The organism is Aquimixticola soesokkakensis (genome assembly GCF_900172375.1).
Lineage (GTDB): Bacteria > Pseudomonadota > Alphaproteobacteria > Rhodobacterales > Rhodobacteraceae > Aquimixticola > Aquimixticola soesokkakensis.
Map to the genome: position 1 here is coordinate 409,677 of NZ_FWFS01000001.1, position 22,833 is coordinate 432,509.

Sequence of the window (22,833 nt, forward strand, 5' to 3'; positions counted from 1 at the left end):
CGCTCAACACGGGCCACCAAAAAAGGCCCACCAGTGATGGCGGGCCTTTGTCGCTTTGGATGGCTGGTTTTACAGCTTGTCGGTCAGTTCGGGCAGGGCCTCGAACAGGTCGGCCACAAGACCAAAATCGGCCACCTGGAAGATCGGCGCCTCTTCGTCCTTGTTGATCGCCACGATGACTTTGCTGTCTTTCATCCCCGCAAGGTGCTGGATCGCGCCGGAAATCCCGACGGCGATGTAAAGCTCGGGGGCGACGACCTTGCCGGTCTGGCCCACCTGCCAGTCGTTGGGGGCAAAGCCGCTGTCAACAGCCGCGCGCGAAGCGCCCACAGCCGCACCAAGTTTGTCGGCGAGCTTTTCGATCAGGGCAAAGTTTTCCTCCGACCCCACACCGCGCCCGCCGGACACGACCACTTTGGCCGAGGTCAGTTCGGGGCGGTCGCTTTCGGCGACTTTATCCGCGACGAAAGACGACAGCCCGCTGTCGGCGGTGGCGGTGGCGGCTTCAACCGGCGCGCTGCCCGAACAGGCGGCAGCGTCGAAGGTCGAGGTGCGGAAGGTGATGACCTTGGTCGCATCCGAGGATTTGACGGTCTGCACCGCGTTGCCCGCGTAGACGGGGCGTTCGAAGGTGTCGCCGTCCACGACGCCGGAGGCATCGGAGATCACCATCACGTCCAGCAATGCCGCCACACGCGGCAGCACGTTTTTTGCGGAAGCGGTCGCGGGGGCGACGATGTGGCTGTAGTCGCCCGCCAGCGAAACGACGAGGTCGGCAAGGTTTTCCGCCAAACCGTTGGCATAGGCGGCATCCTCAGCGACCAGCACTTTGGCAACGCCGGAAATCGTGGCGGCAACATCGGCGGCGGCTTTGGGGCCCGCGACCAGAATGGTCACATCGCCCAGCTTGGCAGCGGCGGTCGCAGCCTTGGCGGTGGCGTCCAGCGCCAGCTCTCCGGCGGAAACTTCAGCAAGCAAAAGTACGGCCATCACACAAGCCCTCCTTCTTTGAGTTTCGCGACAAGTTCGTCCACGGAGCCGACTTTGATGCCCGCCGAGCGCCCTGCCGGCTCAGCCGTGCTGACCACCGTGAGGCGGGGCGTCACATCGACGCCCAGATCGGCGGCGGTTTTGGTGTCGAGCGGTTTCTTCTTGGCCTTCATGATGTTGGGCAAAGAGGCATAGCGCGGCTCGTTGAGGCGCAGGTCGGCGGTGATGATCGCCGGCAGGCCCACAGCGATCGTTTGCAGACCGCCATCGACTTCGCGGGTGACGGTGACAGTGTCGCCCTCGATCGCCACTTCGGAGGCAAAGGTCGCCTGCCCCCAGCCCAGAAGGGCTGCCAGCATCTGGCCGGTCGCATTCATGTCGTTGTCGATGGCCTGTTTGCCCGCGATGACCAGTTTGGGCTGCTCCTCGTCGATCACGGCCTTGAGGATCTTGGCGACTGCGAGCGGCTCGATGTCGTCGTGGATGTCCTCGGCGGCGACGACCAGAATGGCGCGGTCGGCGCCCATGGCAAGCGCGGTGCGCAGGGTGTCCTGCGCCTGTTTCACCCCGATGGAGACGACGACAACCTCATCGGCCACGCCTTTTTCCTTCAGGCGGATCGCCTCTTCGACGGCGATTTCGTCGAAGGGGTTCATCGACATTTTCACGTTCGCCAGATCGACCCCGCTGCCATCCGCTTTCACGCGGACTTTCACGTTGTAATCAATCACGCGCTTCACAGGTACGAGCACCTTCATGCGTAAATCTCCCTATCAGATGGCCCCAAAATGGACGCGTCACGGTCTTCGTGATGTTGTTAACGGGTCAGGGCCGCAGAAAACAGAATAAAAGCGGCAAAAAGGCGGGCGAGACGCCACGTTTTACCCCTCAATTGGTCGTAAGTGGCACCTAGCGGTTCGCACCGGGCACCCAGAGAACATCCTGCGCGCCATTGTCATTGGCGGCACGGGCCGCGACAAAAAACCAGTCCGACAGGCGGTTTAGGTATTTTACAGCGGCGGGGTTCACAGGCTCAAGCGCGGCCAGTTCCACACAGAGGCGTTCGGCGCGCCGTGCGACGGTGCGTGACAGGTGCAACTGCGCAGAGAGGGCGCTGCCGCCGGGCAGGATAAAGCTGCGCAGGGGCGACAGCGCGCTGTTGAGCGCGTCGATTTCCGCCTCGAGCCGTGCCACCTGCGTGTCGGTGACGCGCAGCGGCGGATAGTCGGCCTGTGCATCCTTGTCGTGATCGGGGCGACACAAATCGGCCCCCAGATCGAACAGATCATTCTGGATGCGCGCCAAAGCGGCGTCCATGTCGGCGCTACTGTGCACGCGCGCAAGGCCGACGGTCGCGTTGGTTTCATCGACGGTTCCATAGGCTTCGACGCGGGGGGCGTATTTTTTCACCCGATTGCCGTTGCCAAGCGCGGTGTCACCTGCATCGCCCGTGCGGGTGTAGATTTTGTTCAAAACGACCATGCGGGCCTCCTGAGTTCTGGCTTAGTTGCCGCTGCCGCGCAGGACCATGAAGATCACGATAAGCAGCACCACAAGGGCCTGCGCCCCGACCCGGTAGCGCATGAGCCGGTTGGCATTCTTGCGGTCGAAATCACCGCCTTTGCCAAAGCTGCCCAGCCCGATCATAAGGATCACAAGCACGGCAAGGCCGCCAAGAATGACGATGGTGAAAAGCGACTGGCTGGCCATGGGATGTCCTTTGCAATTTGCTCTCAAATAGCCGGATTCGGCCAAAGGCCCAAGCGGCGCTGTGTCGCGGGTCTATATCCGGCCCATGAGGGCGTCGATAGCGCGTGCCGGCAGTAGGCGTCGCGCAATGCCGGCGATATAGGTCGCGGTGGTAACGTAGTAATGCGGGCGCGGGCGGGGATGGTCCAGCGCGTGAAGCAATTTGGCCGTCACCGCCTCGGGCCCGAGTTCGAAACGGTCGGGCGCAGGGGCTTGGGCATAGAGCCGCTTCATCAGGCTGTCGCGATACTGATCGGCGCGGGGGCTGGCTTGCCAGTCGATCCAGCGTTCGAACATCTTGCGCGCGTTGATGCGGAAATCGGTGCGGATCGGGCCCGGTTCGATGGTGGACACGTGAATGCCCGTGCCGCGCATTTCACAGCGCAGGGTATCCGTCAGTCCCTCAAGCGCGAATTTCGTCGCGTTGTAGGACCCGCGCCACGGCAAGGCGACAAGGCCAAGGACCGAAGAACATTGGATAATGCGCCCATGCCCCTGAGCGCGCATCACGGGAATCACGCGGCGCGTCAAACTGTGCCAGCCAAAGAAATTCGCTTCGAAATTGGCGCGCAATGCGTCGGTGGGGAGATCCTCGACGGCCGCAGGAATGGCGTAAGCACCGTTGTTGAAGAGCGCGTCAAGCGTGCCGCCAGTGCGCTGCAGGACCGCATCAACGGCGGCGTCGATACTTGCGCCCGACTCATAATCCAGAACAAGGCTCTCAAGGCCCAACGCGCGCAACGCCTCGCAATCCGCCTGAGCACGGCAGGTCGCAAAAACGCGCCAGCCCTGTTTGTGCAGGGTCAGCGCGGCGTCTTTGCCGATGCCGCTGGAGCAGCCGGTGATGAGAATGGAACGTTGCATTGGCCCCTCGCGCGTCGCCTTTCGGGCTTTGGTAGCGCGCAGGGCCTGTTTTCACAACAGACTGTCCGCAAGGACCGTGTCCGGCACTAGATCACTCGAACGCGGCGAGGTAGCGCGCGGACATGAACCCCTCGACACCGTCACCCTCGACACGGATTTTCACCCAAGCCTCATCAGGATCGGACACCACGGCGACGATGTCGGCGCGCGCGACCTGTCCGAGCACGTCATAGGCGGTGGAGGGTCCGCCGCGCACATTTACGACATTCGCCGTGACCGTGCGCAGGGTCGGCTCCGGTGCGATCTCAAGGGCCTGCGGCGCGGCGTCGGTCATGGTGACAGCGCTCTCAAGGCTTGCGAGTTGCACAAGATCGCCGTCTGAAGACGCGCGTCCGACATCGGCGGTGGTTCCGCCTGCTTGCTCAAGCGGGTTGATGTCCAGCTCGGCGAGCGTCGGAACATAGTCGCCCTGACGCATACTTTTGGACGTGAACCCTTGGGCAAGTGTTTGCACCATCGGAGAATTTTCTCCGCGGGCCTGCACAAGCGCAAGCTGTTCGGTTTCGGATAGGTCACGGCCGGCAATGGCAAATGTGACGTAGAGACCAGCAATGGTCAGCGCAGTTAGGCGCAGCATAATAAACCCTCCCCACAGGGTACTCGTTACGCCCCTGAGTGTATGGGAATGCAACTCTCAAGGGAATGCTTTTGTTCCCAAAGTTGTGATGAGTGTTGCGATCGCGGCTTTACCGCTCCAAGTCGGGCGGCTATCAGAGGTGCCATGAGCGACATCACCGACGATCCCGATCTTGGCCCCTCCGGCGCCGTGCCCGACCTTGCAGAACCGCTGCGCCGCGCGATTGGCGAGCGCTACCTTCAGTATGCGCTGTCGACGATCATGCACCGCGCGCTGCCCGATGCGCGCGACGGTCTGAAGCCGGTTCACCGCCGCATTCTCTATGCGATGCGCGAGCTGCGGCTCAGCTCGACCGGCGGCTTTCGCAAATCCGCCAAGATTTCCGGCGATGTGATGGGGAACTATCACCCGCATGGCGATAGCGCGATTTACGATGCCATGGCGCGGCTCGCGCAGGATTTCAACGTGCGCTACCCGCTGGTGGATGGTCAGGGAAACTTTGGCAACATCGACGGCGATAACCCCGCGGCCTCGCGCTATACAGAAGCGCGAATGACAGCCGCCGCCGAGGCGCTGTTGGAAGGTTTGGCCGAGGATGCGGTCGATTGGCGTGAAAACTACGATGGCACGCTGCGCGAACCTGTCGTGCTGCCTGCGTCCTTTCCGAACCTGCTGGCCAACGGGTCCAGCGGGATCGCGGTGGGGATGGCCACCAATATTCCGCCGCACAACATCGGCGAGTTGATCGACGCCTGCCAGCATATGATCAAAACGCCCGATGTGCGCGACGAAACCCTTTTGAACTATGTTCCGGGACCGGATTTTCCGACAGGCGGCGTGATCGTCGAACCGCGCGAGAATATCGCGCAGGCCTATCTGACGGGGCGCGGGTCGTTCCGGTTGCGCGCGAAATGGGAGGTCGAGGATCTTGGCCGCGGTCTGTGGCAGATCGTTGTGACCGAGATTCCCTATCAGGTGCAAAAGTCGCGGCTGATCGAGAAGATCGCCGAGCTGATCCAACTGAAAAAAGTGCCGATTTTGGGCGATGTCCGCGATGAGAGCACCGAGGATGTGCGCCTTATTCTGGAACCCAAGACCAAGAATGTTGACCCCGAAATGTTGATGGGTCTGCTGTTTCGCAACTCCGATCTCGAGACGCGCTTTTCGCTGAACATGAACGTGCTGATCGACGGGCGCACGCCCAAGGTCTGTTCGCTCAAAGAAGTGCTGCGTGCCTGGCTTGACCACCGCCGCGAGGTGCTGGTGCGCCGCTCGACGCACCGTGTCGAAAAGATCGACCACCGCCTTGAGGTTCTGAACGGTTTCATCATCGCCTTCCTCAACCTGGACCGCGTGATCGACATCATCCGCTACGACGATGCGCCCAAAGAGGCGCTGATGGCGGAGTATTGGGATGCGAAAACGCCGCGTGCCATGACCGAAGCGGCCTATGTGTCGCCGCTGCCGGATCAGGGCAGGGGTGAATTGAGCGAAGTGCAGGCCGAAGCGATCCTGAACATGCGCCTGCGGTCCTTGCGGCGTCTTGAGGAAATCGAACTGGTGCGCGAGCGCGACGCCTTGCTGGAAGAACGCGCCGGACTGGCCGCGCTTTTGGCGAGCGACGATTTGCAATGGACCAGGATTTCCGAGCAGCTGCGCGACACCAAAAAGGCTTTTGGCAAGGATTACGGTCCGCGCGGCGCGCGTCTGACCCAGTTTGCCGATGCCAAAGAGGTCGAAGACGTGCCGCTGGAAGCGCTGATCGACCGCGAGCCGGTGACCGTGATCCTGTCGAAAATGGGCTGGATTCGCGCGATGAAGAACCACATCGATCTGGGCACGGAGCTGAAATTCAAGGACGGGGACGAGGGGCGGTTTGCCTTCCACGCCGAAACCACCGACCGCTTGCTGGTCGTCGGCTCGAACGGGCGGTTCTACACGCTCGCGGCGGCGAGCCTGCCGGGCGGCCGCGGCATGGGGGAACCTGTGCGCCTGATGATCGACCTGCCCAACGATGTTGAAATTATCGATATTCTGGTCCACCAGCCGGGGGCAAAATTGATCGTGGCGTCCAGTGCGGGCGACGGGTTTGTCGTGCCCGAAGCGGATGTGATTGCACAGACACGCTCGGGCAAGCAGGTGCTGAACGTCAAGGACGGCGCGGTGGCGGCGGTCGTCAAGCGGGTCGCGGGCGACCACGTGGCCATCGTGTCGCAAAACCGCCGCTTCCTCGTGTTCCCCGTGTCCGAAGTGCCGGAAATGGCGCGCGGCAAAGGTGTGCGGTTGCAAAAATACAGCCTCGCCCGGGGCTCTCAGGGGACGTTGGAACTGGACGGCGGCCTGTCTGACCTGACCACCTTCAACATGGCCGACGGGTTGAGCTGGACGATGGGCGGTGGCAACACCCGCACGGAAAAAGACATGGGCCCGTGGCTTGCGAAACGCGCAGGGATTGGCAAGCAGCCCCCGCATGGCTTCCCGCGCGACAACAAATTTTCAAGCTAGGGTGCCGGTGCCGGTGTTGGGATGGTAATCCGTGACGTTTGTTAACGCCCCCGCCGCATCGCGCGGCACCCGTTTCACAGGGACAGGCTTTACCGGCACGCGCGGTGAAATGTTCCGCCTTGCCTTCAAAACGGCACTCTTTACCTTGCTCACGCTTGGTCTGTACCGGTTCTGGGCCAAAACCCGGCTGCGCCGCTATTACTGGTCAGCGGTTCAGCCCTGCGGCGTGCCGTTGGAATATGCGGGGCAGGGGGTAGAAAAACTGCTCGGATTTCTCATCGCAGTGGTTTTTCTGGCGTTTTACATCGGCATCGTGAACCTTGTTTTGATGTTTGCCTCGTTCGCGCTGTTTCAGGGAAACGTGACGGCCTATGCGTTGAGTTTCATCGGGATTTTGCCGCTGTATTTCTTTGCGACCTATCGGGCGCGGCGCTATGTTCTGGCGCGGACCCGTTGGCGTGGCATCCGTTTCGGGCTTGAGGCGGGGGCATGGCGCTATGCCGCGCGCGCCCTGATGCATTGGGCCATCACGATCTGCACCCTTGGCCTGCTGTGGCCGCGCATGACCTTCTACCTTGAAAAGTTCCGCACGGATCGCACAACATTCGGCTCGCACCGTCTGTGCCAGACCGGGCGCTGGCAGATGCTGTTTCCGCTCTGGTTGAACGTCATCTTGCCGGTGGGGATCGGCGCGGGGCTGATCTGGGCCATGATCACCCGGGATCTGCCCGCAAGCGCGGCGGTGTTGGTGGTCGTCATGGTGCTTTGGATGCTGTGGGGGATGCTCCACTACAAGGTTCAAAGCAAACGCCTTTTGGCGAATGCCAAAGAGCTGCGTCTGCAGACGGGAGAAGCCGTCGGTCTGATCGCCAAGCCGCGCACGGGCCGCGTTCTGGGGATATATTTGGGCGGCTACGCCCTGATTTACATGATTTTCGGAGCCGTGTTCGGCGTGATTGGCGGCATGGTCTTTGCATCGGGGCTGACGCTTGACGGGTGGGTGACACCGCAGTCGGGGGGCATCGCGCAGGGCCTTGCGGTAAGCCTCGGGGCGGTGCTCTATTTTGGAGTCTTCCTGTTCTGGATCAGCTTGACGCAGGTTTTTGTAACGCTGCCTTTGTGGCGCCACTACGCCCAAACGCTGGAAATAACGGGGGTGCGCGCGCTTGGTGGCATCCATCAGGCCGCACGGGACGAGGCCCTTGAGGCCGGTGGTTTTGCCGAGGCGCTGGATCTGGGAGCGGCGATATGACCGGCGGCCCCTGGGATCTTCCGCCGCCCGATGCGCCGGCACAGCCTGCCCTGCCGATCGGGATGTTTTGCGACGGGCGTACGGCGGCGCTGCGTGAGGTCACCCTTGTTTTGATCGAGGATTCTCCGGCGAGCCTGTTGATGCGCGAGGTTGCCACGCCCGTGGCACGCAGCGAGGGCACATCGCCCGCCGACGCGGCGGGGCAAGCGGCCTTCTCGATGGAATGGCCATTGGCGCAGCTACGGCGCTTGCCGGATCAGGCGGGCAACAGCGACCCTGACGACATCGGCCATCACCCTACCTTGGTGCTGACCTGCACAAGCGCACCTCTGGCGCGCCTTGTCGTGCATCATCGCGGGGCGATTGCGACGATCCTGGCCCGCGCGCCAGCGCTTGATGCGCGGTTGCCGCTGCGGGGCAAGGGACGAATTGCGGCATGGGCCTGCGCGGCTGTGGCCGCTGTGGCGCTGATCATCTTCGGGCTTGTGCCGCTGATGGCCAACCAGCTTGCGGCCTTCCTGCCGCCCGAGGGGGAGAAGGCGCTCGGGGACAAAACCTACGCGCAAATCCGCACTGCCTTTGGCGACGAATTTTTTCCCTTGCCCGAATGCAGTGACCCTGCCGGGCTGGCGGCGTTCCAGAGCATGACGGAGCGTTTGGTGGCGCAAGCGGAGGTGCCGCTGGACATCACCTTCACGGTGCTGGACTCCGATATCGTCAATGCCTTTGCCCTCCCGGGAGGGCGCATTGTCGTGTTTTCCGGTCTGATTTACGAATCCGAGAGTGCCGATGAGGTCGCTGCCGTGATCGCGCATGAGATCGGCCATGTTGTGCACCGCGACCCCACGCGGGCGGCGCTGCGCACAGCGGGGTCCTTCGGGGTGCTGGGCCTGTTGTTTGGGGATTTTGCGGGCGGGTCGGTTGTCTTGATGCTGGCCAATCAGGTGGTTGAAGCGCGCTATTCGCAAGAGGCCGAGGCGCAGGCTGACGCCTTTGCCCATGCGCTTTTGCCCAAGGTGGGCGTGTCGCCCGCCGAGCTGGCAAAGCTGTTTGAGTATCTGCGCGACGAATACGGCGAGGACAGCGGTATCGTGAAGCATTTCTCTTCTCATCCTGAATTGGGCGACCGGATCGCACAGGCCCGCGCGGCGCAGGCCGCCAATCCTGTGCCGATCCAGCCGCTGCTGAGCCCGTCACAGGAAGACGCTTTTTTCGGGATCTGCGATGAATATGGCGCGGATGATATGCCAGGCGGGGCGTTTTTGCGCCGCATCGACGACTTTTTCGACGAAGACTAGCGGGGCGGCGCACCGACCTGAGGCAGTTTGATTGATCCTTGCTGTCAGGATGGGTAGTTTTGACGCAACGATCAAAAGGATTGCCCATGCGTTTTGCACCCCTGCGCTTTTACCGCCGCTGCGCGCAACGACATCTGACTGTGCCCGTTTTGCACCGTCTGCGCCGGGCCCTCTTGGGGATGGGCGCGCTGGCTCTGGTGGCGGCCTGTACCGATGCCGCGCAGCTGACACCGGACAGCCCGCGCGCGGATCTGGGGGATTTTTCCTTTGGCCACAACGTCGTGGTTGCGGCGGGGATGCAACAGGCACCGTTTTCGCGCACCGTCTCTGAGGCCGAGGTCGAAGCAGCTCTGCAAGCGGCGATGGATGCGCGTTTGGGCGGCTATGCGGGGGACAAGCTGTATCACATCGGGATCAAGGTCGATGCCTATTCTCTGGCGCTGCCCGGGGTGCCGATGGTCTTTACGCCCAAATCGCTTCTGGTGTTGTCGGTGAATGTCTGGGACGACAAAGAAAATCGCAAACTGACTGAAAAGACAAAATTAATTACGGTTTTCGAGGGGCTGTCGGGGGAGACGCTGGTCGGCTCTGGATTGACCCGCACCAAAGCGCAACAACTTGATGTTCTAAGCCGCAATGCCGCTGAAAAGATCGAACAATTCCTGCGCGAAAACGGCCAGTGGTTTGGCATCGCACCGATCGCTCCGCGCGGGGATGAGGCGGCCGATGCGCGCGCCGCTGTGGCCGTTCTGGCACCAGAGGCGCAATAGTCGGGGAAACTTGCCGACAATCGCACCAAGAGGTGCTTGATTTCCCGTCCACAAGCAAATATTTAGCCCGCGATGTTGAAACGGGCCAATAGCGGCCCCCCAAGGCACGAGGCGCCACGACATGGCTAAGGCAAAGTTTGAACGTTCCAAACCGCACGTTAACATCGGCACGATTGGCCACGTTGACCACGGCAAAACCACGCTGACCGCAGCGATCACCAAATACTTTGGTGACTTCCAGGCCTACGACCAGATCGATGGCGCACCGGAAGAGAAAGCGCGCGGGATCACGATCTCGACCGCACACGTCGAGTACGAGACGGAAACCCGTCACTACGCGCACGTTGACTGCCCCGGCCACGCCGACTACGTCAAGAACATGATCACCGGTGCTGCGCAGATGGACGGCGCGATCCTGGTTGTGAACGCGGCTGACGGCCCGATGCCCCAGACCCGCGAGCACATCCTGCTCGGTCGTCAGGTGGGCATCCCCTACATGGTCGTCTACATGAACAAAGTTGACCAGGTGGATGACGAAGAGCTTCTCGAGCTCGTCGAAATGGAAATCCGCGAATTGCTGTCTTCCTACGAGTACCCCGGCGACGACATCCCCGTCATCCCCGGCTCGGCGCTTGCCGCTCTGGAAGGTCGCGACGAGGAAATCGGCGAGAAGTCGATCCGTGCGCTTCTGGAAGCTGTCGACACCTACATCCCGACCCCCGCACGTGCGGTGGACCAGCCCTTCCTGATGCCGATCGAGGACGTGTTCTCGATTTCGGGTCGTGGGACGGTTGTGACCGGTCGTATCGAGCGCGGCGTGTTGAACGTTGGCGAAGAGATCGAAATCGTCGGTATCCGCGACACGAAGAAAACCACCTGTACCGGTGTTGAAATGTTCCGCAAGCTGCTTGATCGCGGTGAAGCTGGCGACAACGTTGGTGCGCTGCTGCGCGGTATCGACCGTGAAGGCGTTGAGCGCGGTCAGATCCTCTGCAAGCCCGGTTCGGTCAAGCCGCACACCGAGTTTGAAGCGGAAGCCTACATCCTCACGAAAGAGGAAGGTGGCCGTCACACGCCGTTCTTCGCGAACTACCGTCCCCAGTTCTACTTCCGCACGACGGACGTCACCGGCACCGTTCAGCTGCCCGAAGGCACTGAAATGGTCATGCCCGGCGATAACCTGAAGTTCGGCGTCGAGCTGATCGCACCGATCGCCATGGAAGAAGGCCTGCGCTTTGCTATCCGCGAAGGCGGCCGCACCGTCGGCGCTGGTGTTGTGTCGAAGATCGTTAAGTAAGAACGATCCCGAGACGCACAGACACGTGTGTCGAAGATCGTTAAGTAAGAACGATCCCGAGACGCACCGATAAGTGTGTCGAAGATCGAAGATGAGAAGGGCTCGCGAAAGCGGGCCCTTTTTGCATGATCCTTTTTGCATGGCCCTTTTAGCATGGCGCGCGGGCCTGTCGCGATGGGCGCGCGGCGGGCTCCTGCGTTGCGGGCGGGCGCTGCAGGCCCTAGATTGCCCAAAGGGCGGTGCATTTTCTGAACGCCTTCTCGCCGGATCAAACGCGGAGACGTCCCATGCCCATCCTGCACGCCCATGACTTGAACGGCCCTCACCCGGGCAAGCCGCTGGACGAACCGCAGGCGATTGAGGCGCTGCGCGACGACAGCTTGGCCTGGGTGCATCTGGACGGGACGAATCATGTCGCGCCGGAGTGGATTGCCACCCATCTCGACTATCTTGATCCGCAAGCCATCGAGGCGCTGACCGAGGAAGAAACCCGTCCGCGTGTCACGATTTTGGGGCATGGGATCCTGATCATTCTGCGGGGCATGAATTTCAACGAGGGCGAAGATCCCGAGGATATGGTGTCGGTGCGGGTCTGGTTGGATGATCACCGGATTGTCACGATTGCGCGCCGCCATGTGCGCGCCATCGAGGATTTGCGCAGTGACATTCGCCACGGCGACGTGCCGGCAGATACGGCTGTGTTCTTGTCGCGTCTCGTCGAGCGGCTGAATATGCGGATCGCGGATTTCCTGCGCGACCTCGATGACCTTGCGGATGACTTGGAGACCGATGTTTTTGCCGAAAAGTCCGGTGGCTTGCGCAAGCGCGTTGTCGACGCACGGCTGCAGGTGATCACTGCACGGCGCTACATCGCACCGCAACGCGATGCGCTTGCCGATTTGACGCGGGCAAAGGTGGCGTTCTTGTCACAGGCGACGCAGCGCGACATGCACGAAGAGCAGGTCGGCCTCACGCGAATCGTTGAGGGGCTGGACGAGCTGCGCGACCGCCTCACGGTGCTGCGCGAGGAATTGTCAGGCCAGACTTCCGACCGGTTGAACGGAAATATGTATGTGATTTCGGTGCTCTCGGCGGTGTTTTTGCCACTGTCGTTTCTGACCGGCCTGTTTGGCGTGAACGTTGGCGGGATGCCCGGTGTTGCGGACGGGCAGGCGTTTTTATGGCTTTGCCTGTGGATGGGGGGCTTGTTTGCGGTGCAAATGGCGCTTTTGGCGGCGATGCGCTGGCTGCGCCGTCCGGGCAAAAGCGACTGAGCGGGGCGTCTGGAGTCGCGTCTGTGGTTGGGCCCGTGGTTGGGGCAGGCATGACTTTTGTGACGCTTGTGCCGACCAGCTATTTAAATTTAGTGATCTTGGGGTAAACTCGACCCGACTCTTTTCGCAACGAAGGGTGTGGTCCGGTTCTGGCGCGACACCGTGACACCCCGGCGCGCAATAAAAAGGTAGCTTGGCCATGACCCATCCCTACATCGGCCTTCCCACGATCGCCTATTGGAAAACCGGCGTCGCGGCATTGAACCCCTTGCAATTGTCGGGGCTTTGGCAGCCGAAATTCCCTGTCACCGGCGAAGATCGCATCGTGACGGCGGGGTCGTGTTTTGCCCAGCATATCGGGCGGGCCTTGTCGGCGCGCGGCTATCGCTGGCTTGATGCCGAACCTGCGCCACCGTTTTTGAAACCCGAGGATGCCAGCGCCTACAACTACGGCATTTTCAGTTTTCGCACCGGCAATATCTACAGCGCGCGCATTTTGCGCCAATGGCTGGAAATGGCCTTTGGCGCAGAGGTGCCTGCCTGTCTGAATTGGGAAACTGAGGGGCGGTTCTTTGATGGTTTGCGCCCTGCAATCGAGCCGAACGGCTTCGAGACGCTGGGCGAAATGATTGCCTCGCGCGAGGCCTGCTTTGCGGCAATCCGCAAGGCGGTGAATCAGGGAAGCGTGTTTGTCTTTACGCTGGGCTTGACCGAAAGCTGGTATGACGCCGAAAGCGATACCGAATTCGCGCTTTGCCCCGGCACGGTGGCAGGCACGTTCGACGCCCAACAGCATAAGTTTCGCAATCACCGCCACGCGGGTATCTTGAAGGACATGAAAGCGGCGATCAAACTGATCCGCCGCAAGAATCCAGAGATGCGCGTATTGCTGACGGTCTCGCCGGTGCCGCTGACGGCGACCGCCTCGGGCGCGCATGTGCTGACGGCCACCAGCCGCTCCAAAAGCACGCTGCGCGCGGTCGCGGCGGAACTGGCGGAGGATTACGACTTTGTCGATTACTTCCCGTCCTACGAAATCATCACCCATCCGGTCTGGCGCGGCATGTTCTATGCGCCCAACCAGCGGTCGGTTGTGAGCGAAGGTGTGGATGTGGTCATGGGGCATTTCTTTGCCGACCAGGATCGCGCCTATCCCGATCGCGCCAAGCCCGATCAGGGCGGCAAGGGAAAAGCGGGCGCGGATACGAAACGCGCGCAAAATCCGGACGCAGGGGACGTTAAATGCGAGGAGGAGTTGCTGAATGCTTTCGCGCGTTGAGGCTCAAAGCCCCCCGACCAAACTGTGTATCTTTGGCGATAGTCATCTAAGTGCGGCCAGCCGCGCGCTGAAAGAAGCGCCGGTCCTGGGCGATTTGGCGTATGAATTCTGGGGCGCAGATGGCCCGAGTTTTCGCGATCTCACCTTGGTCGACGGGCGAATCACGCCGGGAAAAATTGCGAAGGATGTTGTGGCGACGGTGAACGGGCAGGGGCGCGAGACGCTTGGCCCCACCGATTTCGACGCGTTCTTGTTTTACGGCGCACGGCTGCGGATGTCGGAATTCATGCCGCCGATGCTTGACCTTCTGGCGCGCCCCTTTGCCCATGTCAGCGCAGCCGTGGCCCGCAAACAGGTCCGCAGCTTTCTGGGCAAGACGCGATCCTATCGCTTTGCCCAGCATTTTGCGGCGCAGAACCCCAAGGCCAGCGTTGTGTTCACGCCGACCTCGCTGTTGACGGCGGATATTCTGCCGCGGGTTGCGAATGGCTATCGCTATGCCAAAAAGGCGCAAGAACCGCATCGCGCGATCCTGCGCGATCTGCTGGACGAGGCGGGGCGCGAGGATGGCATCACCTTTTTGCACCAGCCCGAAAGGACGATTGTCAAAGGCATGTTTACCGATCCCGCCTATGGCATCGCCGGGGCGCAAGAAGATAAGGACGCTGTCCACAAAGCGCCCGCCTATGCGCGGCTGATCCTCGAAACCTACGCAAAGCAGGTTTGTCTGCCAGTAACCCAAGTTTAGGCTTGATCTTCGGCGGGGGCTGCCGTATCTCCCGCCTCGGTCTAGGGGTATAGCTCAGCTGGTAGAGCGACGGTCTCCAAAACCGTAGGTCCCGGGTTCGAACCCTGGTGCCCCTGCCAGACCATTTTCCCACAGTGCCAGACAGATCCGATTGCCCCGGCGGGGCCTGCGGGTCGGCCTGTGCGTGGGCGACACGCTTGCGATCCCAGTTGGGGCTTTGTGTTCCCAAAGGTTGCGCAGCCGCGAGAGGTCGCGTATTTGCGGCCACGACAGAAATTATCGGGCGGTGCCCGAAGATCGAGGAAGTCCCATGGCCAAGGCGAATTCGACAAAGGCAAATCCGCTTCAGTTCATCCAGCAGGTGCGCTCGGAAGTTTCGAAAGTCGTGTGGCCGGCGCGGCGCGAAGTTGTGCTGACGACCATCATGGTGTTCGTGATGGCCGCGCTGACGGCGGTATTTTTCTTCCTCGTCGATCTTGCGATCCGCTTTGGCTTGCAGGGGCTGCTTGATCTGGTTGGCTAAGACACGATCGCTTTATCGGGCGTCTTTTTGTCAACCAAAGCTCAGGCAAGGGTTGATTGAAAGCGCATCTGGCGGTAGAGCGAGCGCTATTGAAGGTAAGGGGCGTGCATCGATTCGGGTTGCGCGCCGCTTTTCATTCAGGAAAACGGGCTTTTAAACGGGTCCGAGGACAGAAAGTCCGGTGAAAACCGGCGAGATTTGAAGGGCTTAGATAGATGGCATTGCGTTGGTATTCGGTGAGCGTCCTCTCGAACTTCGAGAAGAAGATTGCCGAGCAAATCCGTCTAGCGGTCGAAGAAAAGGGTCTTGAAGACCAAATCGCCGAAGTTCTGGTGCCGACCGAAGAGGTCATCGAGGTGCGCCGCGGGAAGAAGGTTACGACCGAGCGCCGGTTCATGCCCGGCTATGTGCTGGTGCGCATGGACATGACCGATCAGGCCTATCACCTCGTGACGTCGATCAACCGTGTGACCGGTTTCCTCGGAGCATTTGGCAAGCCGATGCCGATGCGCGATCACGAAGTGAATGCGATCCTCAACCGTGTTGAGGAGAACGCCGAAGCGCCGCGTGAATTGATCTCTTTCGAGATCGGCGAAAAGGTTTCCGTGGGCGAAGGCGCCTTCGAAGGCTTCGACGGAATGGTCGAAGACGTGGATTACGACAACAAGCGCCTCAAGGTGGCTGTGTCGATCTTCGGGCGCGCAACGCCCGTGGAACTGGAATTCTCGCAGGTCAACAAACAGGCCTGATCGAGTGTCCGTGGGAGGCGAGGGTCACGCGTGATCCGGACTGTACCACGCAACCAAAAGCCCGCCGTCGCGTCGGGGGAGCTGTTGAAGAAGGAGAGGCCACATGGCCAAGAAAGTCGTCGGGCAGCTCAAGCTGCAAATTAAAGCGGGTGCCGCTAACCCGTCCCCGCCCGTTGGTCCCGCTCTGGGTCAGCGCGGCATCAACATCATGGAATTCTGTAAGGCGTTCAACGCTGCGACGCAGGAGATGGAAGGCGGCGCACCTTGCCCCACCGTCATCACCTACTACGCAGACAAGTCCTTCACTTTCGAAGTGAAGACCCCGCCTGCCTCGTTCTACCTGAAAAAAGCTGCTGGCCTGAAGCCGGTTGGCAAACGTAACCGTCCCCAAGGCTCGCAAGCCCCCGGTCGTACGGTTGCAGGCACGGTTTCCGTGGCTCAGGTTCGCGAAATTGCGGAAGCGAAAATGAAAGATCTCAACGCCAACGACATCGAAGGCGCCATGAAGATCATTCTGGGTTCGGCCCGCTCCATCGGCATCGAGGTGAAGTAATGGCTAAATTTGGTAAACGTACCCGCGCCGCACGCGAAGCATTCGCCGGCAAAGAAGACATCACGGTCGAAGCAGCCGTGGCTCTGATCAAATCCTCGGCCTCCGCGAAATTCGACGAAACCGTTGAAATCGCTCTGAACCTTGGCGTTGACCCCCGTCACGCAGACCAAATGGTCCGTGGCGTTGTGTCCCTGCCCAACGGCACCGGTAAAACCGTGCGCGTTGCTGTGTTTGCCCGTGGCGCGAAGGCTGACGAAGCCACCGCAGCCGGTGCAGACATCGTCGGTGCAGAAGAGCTGATGGAAACCATCCAGTCGGGCAAGATCGAATTCGATCGCTGCATCGCGACTCCGGACATGATGGGGATCGTTGGTCGCCTTGGTAAAATCCTCGGCCCGCGTAACCTGATGCCCAACCCGCGCGTTGGCACCGTGACCATGGACGTGAAAGCGGCCGTGGAAGCAGCCAAAGGCGGCGAAGTCCAGTTCAAAGCCGAGAAAGCCGGCGTTGTGCACGGCGGCATCGGCAAAGTGTCCTTCACCGAAGAACAGCTGACCCAGAACGTTCGCGCGTTCGTGGACGCTGTTCAAAAAGCCAAGCCCACGGGCGCCAAAGGGGCGTACATGCAGAAAGTTTCTCTGTCGTCCACCATGGGCCCGGGCGTGTCGGTTGCTGTCGAGAACGCAATCGAAGGCTAAGAATTTGGTTGCGGTTCATCCGCACCGAATGGCGGGGCATCCGTGCCCCGTCCTGTCCGAGACGGAGGGTTTGCAGCACCTGCTGTGAATAAATCCTTCCTGAGATGGGGAACGTGAGAGATTTACGAGGGAGACCTCGGGCGATCTGGATCGGGACCCTCAAAACGGACCCGAACGCTCTGGACATTCGTTCAGGGCAAATATGAGCCGGAGGGGTGACCCTCCATACTTGGAGTGAAACTGTGGATAGAGCACAAAAAGAGAAGGTGATCGAGGAACTCGGTCAAATCTTTGAAAGCTCTGGCGTTGTAGTGGTTGCTCACTACGCGGGTCTCACGGTTGCGAACATGCAGGATCTTCGGGGGCGCATGCGCGCTGTCGGCGGTTCCGTCCGCGTTGCCAAGAACAAGCTCGCCAAGATCGCCCTTGAAGGCACCCCCAACCAGCCGGTTGCGGATCTGCTGACGGGCATGACCGTTCTCGCCTATTCCGAAGACCCTGTGGCAGCTGCCAAAGTGGTCGTGGATTACGCAAAAACCAACGAGAAGCTTCAAATTCTCGGCGGTGCGATGGGTGGAACTGGTCTCGACGTCGATGGTGTGAAAGCCGTGTCGCAAATGCCGTCTCGCGAGGAGCTTATTGCTTCCATCGTGGGCTGCATCGGCGCCCCCGCTTCGAACATCGCCGGCGCGATTGGCGCGCCCGCTTCGAACATCGCTGGCATCTTGTCGACTATCGAAGACAAAGCTGCTGCATAAAGCAATCTGAGCCGCGTAGGGTTGTAATTGCCCGCGTTGGAACACATCTAAATTTGAATGGATAGCAAAATGGCTGATCTGAAAAAACTCGCCGAAGAGATCGTGGGTCTGACCCTTCTCGAAGCACAAGAACTGAAAACCATCCTCAAAGACGAGTACGGCATCGAGCCCGCTGCTGGCGGCGCTGTCATGATGGCTGGCCCCGCAGGCGACGCAGGTGCTGCTGCTGAGGAAAAAACCGAATTCGACGTCGTCCTGAAAGACGCCGGCGCTTCGAAAATCAACGTCATCAAAGAAGTCCGCGCCATCACCGGCCTGGGCCTCAAAGAAGCCAAAGACCTCGTGGAAGCTGGCGGCAAAGTCAAAGAAGGCGCTGCCAAAGCAGAAGCAGAAGAAGTCAAAGCGAAACTCGAAGCCGCTGGCGCGACTGTCGAGCTGGCCTAATTGGCTTTGGCCCTTTAGGGTCGCACAAAATACAGGCTGGATCCCGAAATTCGGGGTCCAGCCGAACCTGTCTTGGTAAGTGCCTCTTGCGCGATGACGCGTGGGTCGGCTTTTTCCAAGGGTAGGTTTTTGGTCGGGAGCACGCCATTGGGTCGGCGCGCAGGAATAGACCTCTAACCCCCTCTTTCGTAAGGGCGCAGTTGCCGGAACCCAACAGCGGCTGTGCTTGCGAAAATCTGAAAGGTGATGACGCGCAATGGGCTCTACCTTCCTCGGCCAAAAACGCCTCCGCAAATATTACGGTAAAATCCGTGAAGTGCTGGAGATGCCGAACCTCATTGAGGTCCAGAAATCCTCCTACGACCTGTTCCTGAATTCCGGGGACAGCCTTGAGCCGCTCGACGGCGAAGGCATCAAGGGCGTATTCCAATCGGTTTTCCCGATTAAGGATTTCAACGAGACCGCTATTCTCGAATTCGTCAAATACGAACTCGAGTCCCCGAAATATGATGTCGAAGAGTGCATGCAGCGCGACATGACCTATAGCGCGCCGCTCAAGGTGACGCTGCGTCTGATCGTGTTCGATGTGGACGAAGACACGGGCGCCAAGTCGGTGAAAGACATCAAGGAACAAGACGTGTTCATGGGCGACATGCCCCTGATGACGCCCAACGGCACCTTTGTCGTCAATGGCACCGAGCGTGTGATCGTGTCCCAGATGCACCGCTCGCCCGGTGTGTTCTTTGACCACGACAAGGGCAAAACCCATTCGTCGGGTAAATTGCTCTTTGCATGTCGGATCATTCCCTACCGCGGGTCGTGGCTCGACTTCGAATTCGACGCCAAAGACATCGTGTTTGCCCGTATCGACCGTCGTCGTAAGCTGCCCGTGACCACACTGCTCTATGCGCTTGGCATGGATCAGGAAGGCATCATGGACGCCTATTACAACACCGTCGATTACAAGCTCGACAAGAACAAGGGTTGGGTAACCAAGTTCTTCCCCGAGCGTGTGCGCGGCACCCGTCCGCAGTACGACCTTGTGGATGCGGCGACCGGCGAAGTCATCTGCAAAGCTGGCGACAAGATGACGCCGCGCGCGGTGAAAAAGCTGATCGACGAAGGCAATGTGACCGAGCTTTTGGTGCCCTTCGAGCGCATCATGGGCAAATTCGTTGCCAAAGACATCATCAACGAAGAAAACGGCGCAATCTACGTCGAGGCCGGTGACGAACTTACCTGGGAACTCGACAAAGAGGGCGACGTTGTTGGCGGTGCTTTGAAAGACCTGCTCGACGCCGGGATCACCGAGATTCCCGTGCTCGACATCGACAACGTCAACGTGGGCGCCTACATGCGCAACACGATGGCGGCGGATAAAAACATGAACCGCGAAACCGCGCTCATGGATATCTACCGCGTCATGCGTCCGGGTGAGCCGCCGACCGTTGAAGCGGCGTCCGGCCTCTTTGATACGCTGTTCTTCGATAGCGAGCGTTATGACCTTTCGGCTGTTGGTCGCGTGAAAATGAACATGCGTCTTGACCTTGATGCGCCGGATACCCAGCGCACCCTGCGTCATGCGGATATCATTTCCTGCATCAAGGCCCTCGTGGAACTGCGCGACGGTCGTGGCGACATCGACGACATCGACCACCTGGGCAACCGCCGTGTGCGCTCGGTCGGCGAACTCATGGAAAACCAGTACCGCGTCGGGCTGCTTCGTATGGAGCGCGCGATCAAGGAACGTATGTCTTCCGTCGAGATCGACACGGTCATGCCGCAAGACCTCATCAACGCGAAACCGGCTGCTGCTGCGGTGCGTGAATTCTTCGGCTCCTCGCAGCTGTCGCAGTTCATGGACCAAACCAACCCGCTCTCGGAAGTCACGCACAAGCGTCGTCTGTCCGCGCTTGGGCCGGGCGGTTTGACCCGCGAACGTGCCGGTTTCGAAGTCCGCGACGTTCACCCGACCCACTATGGCCGGATGTGCCCGATTGAAACGCCGGAAGGCCCGAACATCGGTCTGATCAACTCGCTGGCAACTTTTGCACGCGTGAACAAATACGGCTTCATCGAAACGCCCTACCGTAAGGTTGTCGACAACAAGGTCACTGACGAAGTGAACTACATGTCCGCGACCGAGGAAATGCGTCACACGGTGGCGCAGGCCAACGCCTCGCTCGATTCCGATGGCAAGTTCACGGATGACCTGATTTCGACCCGCCAGTCGGGCGAATTCATGCTCAACCCGCCGGAAAACGTGGATCTGATCGACGTGTCGCCCAAACAGCTGGTGTCTGTTGCGGCTTCGCTTATTCCGTTCCTCGAAAACGACGATGCTAACCGCGCTCTCATGGGCTCGAACATGCAACGTCAGGCAGTGCCGCTTTTGCGTGCCGAGGCGCCGCTTGTCGGCACCGGTATCGAAGAAGTTGTGGCCCGCGACTCCGGTGCTGCGATCATGGCCAAACGCGCTGGTATCATCGACCAGGTCGATGCGACCCGTATCGTTGTGCGCGCGACCGCAGACATGGAAGTCGGTGATCCCGGCGTGGACATCTACCGTCTGCGTAAATTCCAGCGCTCCAACCAGAACACCTGCATCAACCAGAAACCTCTGGTGAAAGTCGGTGATGTGGTCGGCAAGAACGAAGTCATCGCGGATGGTCCGTCCACCGAGATGGGCGAACTTGCTCTGGGCAAAAACGTGGTCGTCGCGTTCATGCCGTGGAACGGGTACAACTACGAAGACTCCATCCTGATTTCCGAACGCATCTCGCGCGATGACGTGTTCACCTCTGTCCATATCGAGGAATTCGAAGTGGCGGCGCGCGACACGAAACTCGGGCCGGAAGAAATCACCCGCGATATTCCCAACGTCGGCGAGGAAGCCCTGCGCAACCTCGACGAAGCAGGCGTTGTCTACATCGGTGCGCATGTCGAACCGGGTGACATTCTGGTCGGGAAAATCACGCCCAAGGGCGAAAGCCCGATGACGCCGGAAGAAAAACTTCTGCGCGCCATCTTTGGTGAAAAGGCATCGGACGTGCGCGACACCTCGCTGCGCGTGAAACCCGGTGACTACGGGACTGTCGTGGAAGTGCGCGTCTTCAACCGCCACGGTGTCGAAAAAGACGAACGCTCCTTGCAGATCGAGCGCGAAGAAGTCGAAAGCCTGTCGCGCGACCGTGACGACGAGCTCGCGATCCTCGAGCGCAACATCTACCAGCGTCTGAGCGATCTGATCCTGGGCAAAACGGCTGTCAAAGGCCCACGTGGCGTCAAAACGCCGGGCGTGATCACCCAAGAGCTTTTGGGCGAATTGTCCAAAGGCCAGTGGTGGCAGCTTGCCTTGGAAGAAGAGGCCGATGCGCAAATCGTCGAGGCTCTGAACGCCCAGTACGAAGCGCAAAAGCGTGCTCTTGATCACCGTTTCGAAGACAAGGTCGAAAAAGTCCGTCGCGGCGACGATCTGCCCCCGGGCGTGATGAAAATGGTCAAAGTGTTCATCGCGGTGAAGCGCAAGCTGCAGCCGGGTGACAAAATGGCCGGTCGTCACGGCAACAAAGGTGTGATTTCGCGCGTCGTTCCCATGGAAGATATGCCCTTCCTCGCGGACGGCACGCCGGTCGATTTCTGTCTCAACCCGCTCGGCGTGCCGTCGCGGATGAACGTTGGTCAGATTCTCGAGTGTCACATGGGCTGGGCGTCGCGCGGTCTTGGCATCCAGGTGGACGAGGCTCTGCAAGAGTACCGCCGCTCGGGTGACATGACCCCCGTGAAAGACGCGCTGAAATTCGTCTACGGCGAAGAGGTGTACAACGAGGGCTTTGAAGGTCAGGAGGACAGCCTTGTCCTTGATATGGCTGCCAATGTCACCCGTGGTGTGCCGATCGCAACGCCCGTCTTTGACGGTGCGAAAGAGGCGGATGTCAACGATGCGCTCAAACGCGCAGGCTTTGATACCTCGGGCCAATCGGTGCTGTTTGATGGCCGTACAGGCGAACAATTCGCCCGTAAGGTCACCGTCGGCATGAAGTACCTGCTGAAGCTGCATCACCTTGTGGACGACAAAATCCACGCGCGCTCGACCGGTCCGTACTCGCTTGTCACCCAGCAGCCGCTTGGTGGTAAGGCCCAGTTCGGTGGTCAGCGTTTCGGGGAGATGGAAGTCTGGGCGCTCGAAGCTTATGGCGCCGCCTACACGTTGCAGGAAATGCTTACGGTCAAGTCGGACGATGTTGCCGGCCGGACCAAGGTCTACGAGTCGATCGTCAAAGGCGAAGACAACTTCGAGGCCGGTATTCCCGAAAGCTTTAACGTGCTGGTCAAAGAAGTCCGCGGCCTCGGCCTCAACATGGAACTCCTGGATGCGGAGGGGGAAGAGTAAGGGTTTCCTCAAGGAAAGCCCTACTCGGGCGGCGCTGGTCTCTGGTGTCGCC

Annotated in this window: 21 protein-coding genes and 1 tRNA gene; 16 read left to right on the forward strand and 6 right to left on the reverse strand. The window is 60.3% G+C overall.

Translation table 11 applies throughout. The features are described 5' to 3' along the window. Positions 1-69: 69 nt before the first annotated feature. From AQS8620_RS01985 to AQS8620_RS02010, 6 genes are all read right to left on the reverse strand, one after another. Positions 70-990 (reverse strand): electron transfer flavoprotein subunit alpha/FixB family protein, encoded by a 921-nt coding sequence (locus tag AQS8620_RS01985; RefSeq protein WP_085835132.1) that lies wholly within the window; start codon positions 988-990, stop codon positions 70-72. Further along, a complete protein-coding gene (locus tag AQS8620_RS01990; protein WP_085835133.1) occupies positions 990-1,748 on the reverse strand; it encodes an electron transfer flavoprotein subunit beta/FixA family protein in 759 nt (252 codons plus the stop codon). Before AQS8620_RS01990 ends, AQS8620_RS01985 begins: the two co-directional genes overlap by 1 nt. A gap of 151 nt (positions 1,749-1,899) precedes the next feature. After that, positions 1,900-2,472, reverse strand: a complete 573-nt coding sequence (locus tag AQS8620_RS01995) for a cob(I)yrinic acid a,c-diamide adenosyltransferase (protein ID WP_085835134.1) — start codon at positions 2,470-2,472, stop codon at positions 1,900-1,902. Between the two features lie 21 nt (positions 2,473-2,493). Next, complete coding sequence (locus AQS8620_RS02000; protein ID WP_085835135.1) at positions 2,494-2,700, reverse strand: twin transmembrane helix small protein; 207 nt, start codon at positions 2,698-2,700, stop codon at positions 2,494-2,496. Positions 2,701-2,772: 72 nt separating this feature from the next. Continuing rightward, complete coding sequence (locus tag AQS8620_RS02005; protein ID WP_085835136.1) at positions 2,773-3,603, reverse strand: SDR family NAD(P)-dependent oxidoreductase; 831 nt, start codon at positions 3,601-3,603, stop codon at positions 2,773-2,775. 91 nt (positions 3,604-3,694) lie between these two features. Beyond that, entirely contained in the window at positions 3,695-4,240 is a 546-nt protein-coding gene (locus tag AQS8620_RS02010) for an SH3 domain-containing protein (protein WP_085835137.1), read from the reverse strand. Positions 4,241-4,384: 144 nt separating this feature from the next. Here AQS8620_RS02010 and AQS8620_RS02015 point away from each other — a divergent pair, with 144 nt between their 5' ends. From AQS8620_RS02015 to rpoB, 16 genes are all read left to right on the forward strand, one after another. Further along, the gene (locus AQS8620_RS02015; protein WP_085835138.1) at positions 4,385-6,745 is read left to right on the forward strand and encodes a DNA topoisomerase IV subunit A; all 2,361 of its coding nucleotides are present in this window, start codon (positions 4,385-4,387) and stop codon (positions 6,743-6,745) included. 31 nt (positions 6,746-6,776) lie between these two features. After that, positions 6,777-7,997, forward strand: a complete 1,221-nt coding sequence (locus AQS8620_RS02020) for a DUF898 family protein (RefSeq protein ID WP_234990348.1) — start codon at positions 6,777-6,779, stop codon at positions 7,995-7,997. Then, positions 7,994-9,295 carry a M48 family metallopeptidase gene (locus AQS8620_RS02025; RefSeq protein ID WP_085835140.1) on the forward strand — a complete coding sequence of 434 codons (1,302 nt, stop codon included), beginning with the start codon at positions 7,994-7,996 and terminating at the stop codon, positions 9,293-9,295. Before AQS8620_RS02020 ends, AQS8620_RS02025 begins: the two co-directional genes overlap by 4 nt. Positions 9,296-9,381: 86 nt before the next feature. Then, positions 9,382-10,065, forward strand: a complete 684-nt coding sequence (locus AQS8620_RS02030; protein ID WP_234990349.1) for a hypothetical protein — start codon at positions 9,382-9,384, stop codon at positions 10,063-10,065. A gap of 121 nt (positions 10,066-10,186) precedes the next feature. Continuing rightward, complete coding sequence (gene tuf, locus AQS8620_RS02035) at positions 10,187-11,362, forward strand: elongation factor Tu (protein WP_085835141.1); 1,176 nt, start codon at positions 10,187-10,189, stop codon at positions 11,360-11,362. 287 nt (positions 11,363-11,649) lie between these two features. Beyond that, positions 11,650-12,636 (forward strand): zinc transporter ZntB, encoded by a 987-nt coding sequence (locus tag AQS8620_RS02040; RefSeq protein WP_085835142.1) that lies wholly within the window; start codon positions 11,650-11,652, stop codon positions 12,634-12,636. 199 nt (positions 12,637-12,835) lie between these two features. Further along, positions 12,836-13,915 (forward strand): GSCFA domain-containing protein, encoded by a 1,080-nt coding sequence (locus tag AQS8620_RS02045; RefSeq protein ID WP_085835143.1) that lies wholly within the window; start codon positions 12,836-12,838, stop codon positions 13,913-13,915. Further along, the gene (locus tag AQS8620_RS02050) at positions 13,899-14,663 is read left to right on the forward strand and encodes a hypothetical protein (RefSeq protein WP_085835144.1); all 765 of its coding nucleotides are present in this window, start codon (positions 13,899-13,901) and stop codon (positions 14,661-14,663) included. The genes AQS8620_RS02045 and AQS8620_RS02050 overlap by 17 nt, the downstream gene beginning before the upstream one ends. 43 nt (positions 14,664-14,706) lie before the next feature. Beyond that, positions 14,707-14,782: transfer RNA gene (locus tag AQS8620_RS02055), tRNA-Trp, on the forward strand. A gap of 191 nt (positions 14,783-14,973) precedes the next feature. Then, on the forward strand, positions 14,974-15,186 hold the full coding sequence (secE, locus tag AQS8620_RS02060) for a preprotein translocase subunit SecE (RefSeq protein WP_085835145.1): 213 nt from the start codon (positions 14,974-14,976) through the stop codon (positions 15,184-15,186). Between the two features lie 215 nt (positions 15,187-15,401). Continuing rightward, entirely contained in the window at positions 15,402-15,935 is a 534-nt protein-coding gene (gene nusG / locus AQS8620_RS02065) for a transcription termination/antitermination protein NusG (protein WP_085835146.1), read from the forward strand. 103 nt (positions 15,936-16,038) lie between these two features. Further along, a complete protein-coding gene (rplK, locus tag AQS8620_RS02070; RefSeq protein ID WP_085835147.1) occupies positions 16,039-16,488 on the forward strand; it encodes a 50S ribosomal protein L11 in 450 nt (149 codons plus the stop codon). Beyond that, positions 16,488-17,186, forward strand: a complete 699-nt coding sequence (gene rplA / locus AQS8620_RS02075; protein ID WP_085835148.1) for a 50S ribosomal protein L1 — start codon at positions 16,488-16,490, stop codon at positions 17,184-17,186. The genes rplK and rplA overlap by 1 nt, the downstream gene beginning before the upstream one ends. Before the next feature lie 242 nt (positions 17,187-17,428). Next, positions 17,429-17,944: a 50S ribosomal protein L10 gene (rplJ, locus tag AQS8620_RS02080; RefSeq protein WP_085835149.1), complete on the forward strand. Its 516-nt coding sequence runs from the start codon at positions 17,429-17,431 to the stop codon at positions 17,942-17,944. A gap of 69 nt (positions 17,945-18,013) precedes the next feature. Next, positions 18,014-18,388: a 50S ribosomal protein L7/L12 gene (gene rplL, locus AQS8620_RS02085; protein WP_085835361.1), complete on the forward strand. Its 375-nt coding sequence runs from the start codon at positions 18,014-18,016 to the stop codon at positions 18,386-18,388. Positions 18,389-18,644: 256 nt separating this feature from the next. Beyond that, a complete protein-coding gene (rpoB, locus tag AQS8620_RS02090) occupies positions 18,645-22,781 on the forward strand; it encodes a DNA-directed RNA polymerase subunit beta (protein ID WP_085835150.1) in 4,137 nt (1,378 codons plus the stop codon). The last annotated feature ends 52 nt before the right edge of the window (positions 22,782-22,833 follow it).

Bases quoted from the DNA above. Each gene is read 5' to 3' on its own strand.
- AQS8620_RS01990 (WP_085835133.1), bottom strand. From the start codon at position 1,748: ATGAAGGTGCTCGTACCTGTGAAGCGCGTGATTGATTACAACGTGAAA.
- AQS8620_RS02040 (WP_085835142.1), top strand. From the start codon at position 11,650: ATGCCCATCCTGCACGCCCATGACTTGAACGGCCCTCACCCGGGCAAG.
- AQS8620_RS02045 (WP_085835143.1), top strand. From the start codon at position 12,836: ATGACCCATCCCTACATCGGCCTTCCCACGATCGCCTATTGGAAAACC.
- AQS8620_RS02010 (WP_085835137.1), bottom strand. From the start codon at position 4,240: ATGCTGCGCCTAACTGCGCTGACCATTGCTGGTCTCTACGTCACATTT.
- AQS8620_RS02015 (WP_085835138.1), top strand. From the start codon at position 4,385: ATGAGCGACATCACCGACGATCCCGATCTTGGCCCCTCCGGCGCCGTG.
- AQS8620_RS01995 (WP_085835134.1), bottom strand. From the start codon at position 2,472: ATGGTCGTTTTGAACAAAATCTACACCCGCACGGGCGATGCAGGTGAC.
- secE (WP_085835145.1), top strand. From the start codon at position 14,974: ATGGCCAAGGCGAATTCGACAAAGGCAAATCCGCTTCAGTTCATCCAG.
- rplL (WP_085835361.1), top strand. From the start codon at position 18,014: ATGGCTGATCTGAAAAAACTCGCCGAAGAGATCGTGGGTCTGACCCTT.
- AQS8620_RS02025 (WP_085835140.1), top strand. From the start codon at position 7,994: ATGACCGGCGGCCCCTGGGATCTTCCGCCGCCCGATGCGCCGGCACAG.
- AQS8620_RS01985 (WP_085835132.1), bottom strand. From the start codon at position 990: ATGGCCGTACTTTTGCTTGCTGAAGTTTCCGCCGGAGAGCTGGCGCTG.
- tuf (WP_085835141.1), top strand. From the start codon at position 10,187: ATGGCTAAGGCAAAGTTTGAACGTTCCAAACCGCACGTTAACATCGGC.
- AQS8620_RS02030 (WP_234990349.1), top strand. From the start codon at position 9,382: ATGCGTTTTGCACCCCTGCGCTTTTACCGCCGCTGCGCGCAACGACAT.
- nusG (WP_085835146.1), top strand. From the start codon at position 15,402: ATGGCATTGCGTTGGTATTCGGTGAGCGTCCTCTCGAACTTCGAGAAG.
- rpoB (WP_085835150.1), top strand. From the start codon at position 18,645: ATGGGCTCTACCTTCCTCGGCCAAAAACGCCTCCGCAAATATTACGGT.
- AQS8620_RS02005 (WP_085835136.1), bottom strand. From the start codon at position 3,603: ATGCAACGTTCCATTCTCATCACCGGCTGCTCCAGCGGCATCGGCAAA.
- rplK (WP_085835147.1), top strand. From the start codon at position 16,039: ATGGCCAAGAAAGTCGTCGGGCAGCTCAAGCTGCAAATTAAAGCGGGT.
- AQS8620_RS02050 (WP_085835144.1), top strand. From the start codon at position 13,899: ATGCTTTCGCGCGTTGAGGCTCAAAGCCCCCCGACCAAACTGTGTATC.
- AQS8620_RS02000 (WP_085835135.1), bottom strand. From the start codon at position 2,700: ATGGCCAGCCAGTCGCTTTTCACCATCGTCATTCTTGGCGGCCTTGCC.
- rplA (WP_085835148.1), top strand. From the start codon at position 16,488: ATGGCTAAATTTGGTAAACGTACCCGCGCCGCACGCGAAGCATTCGCC.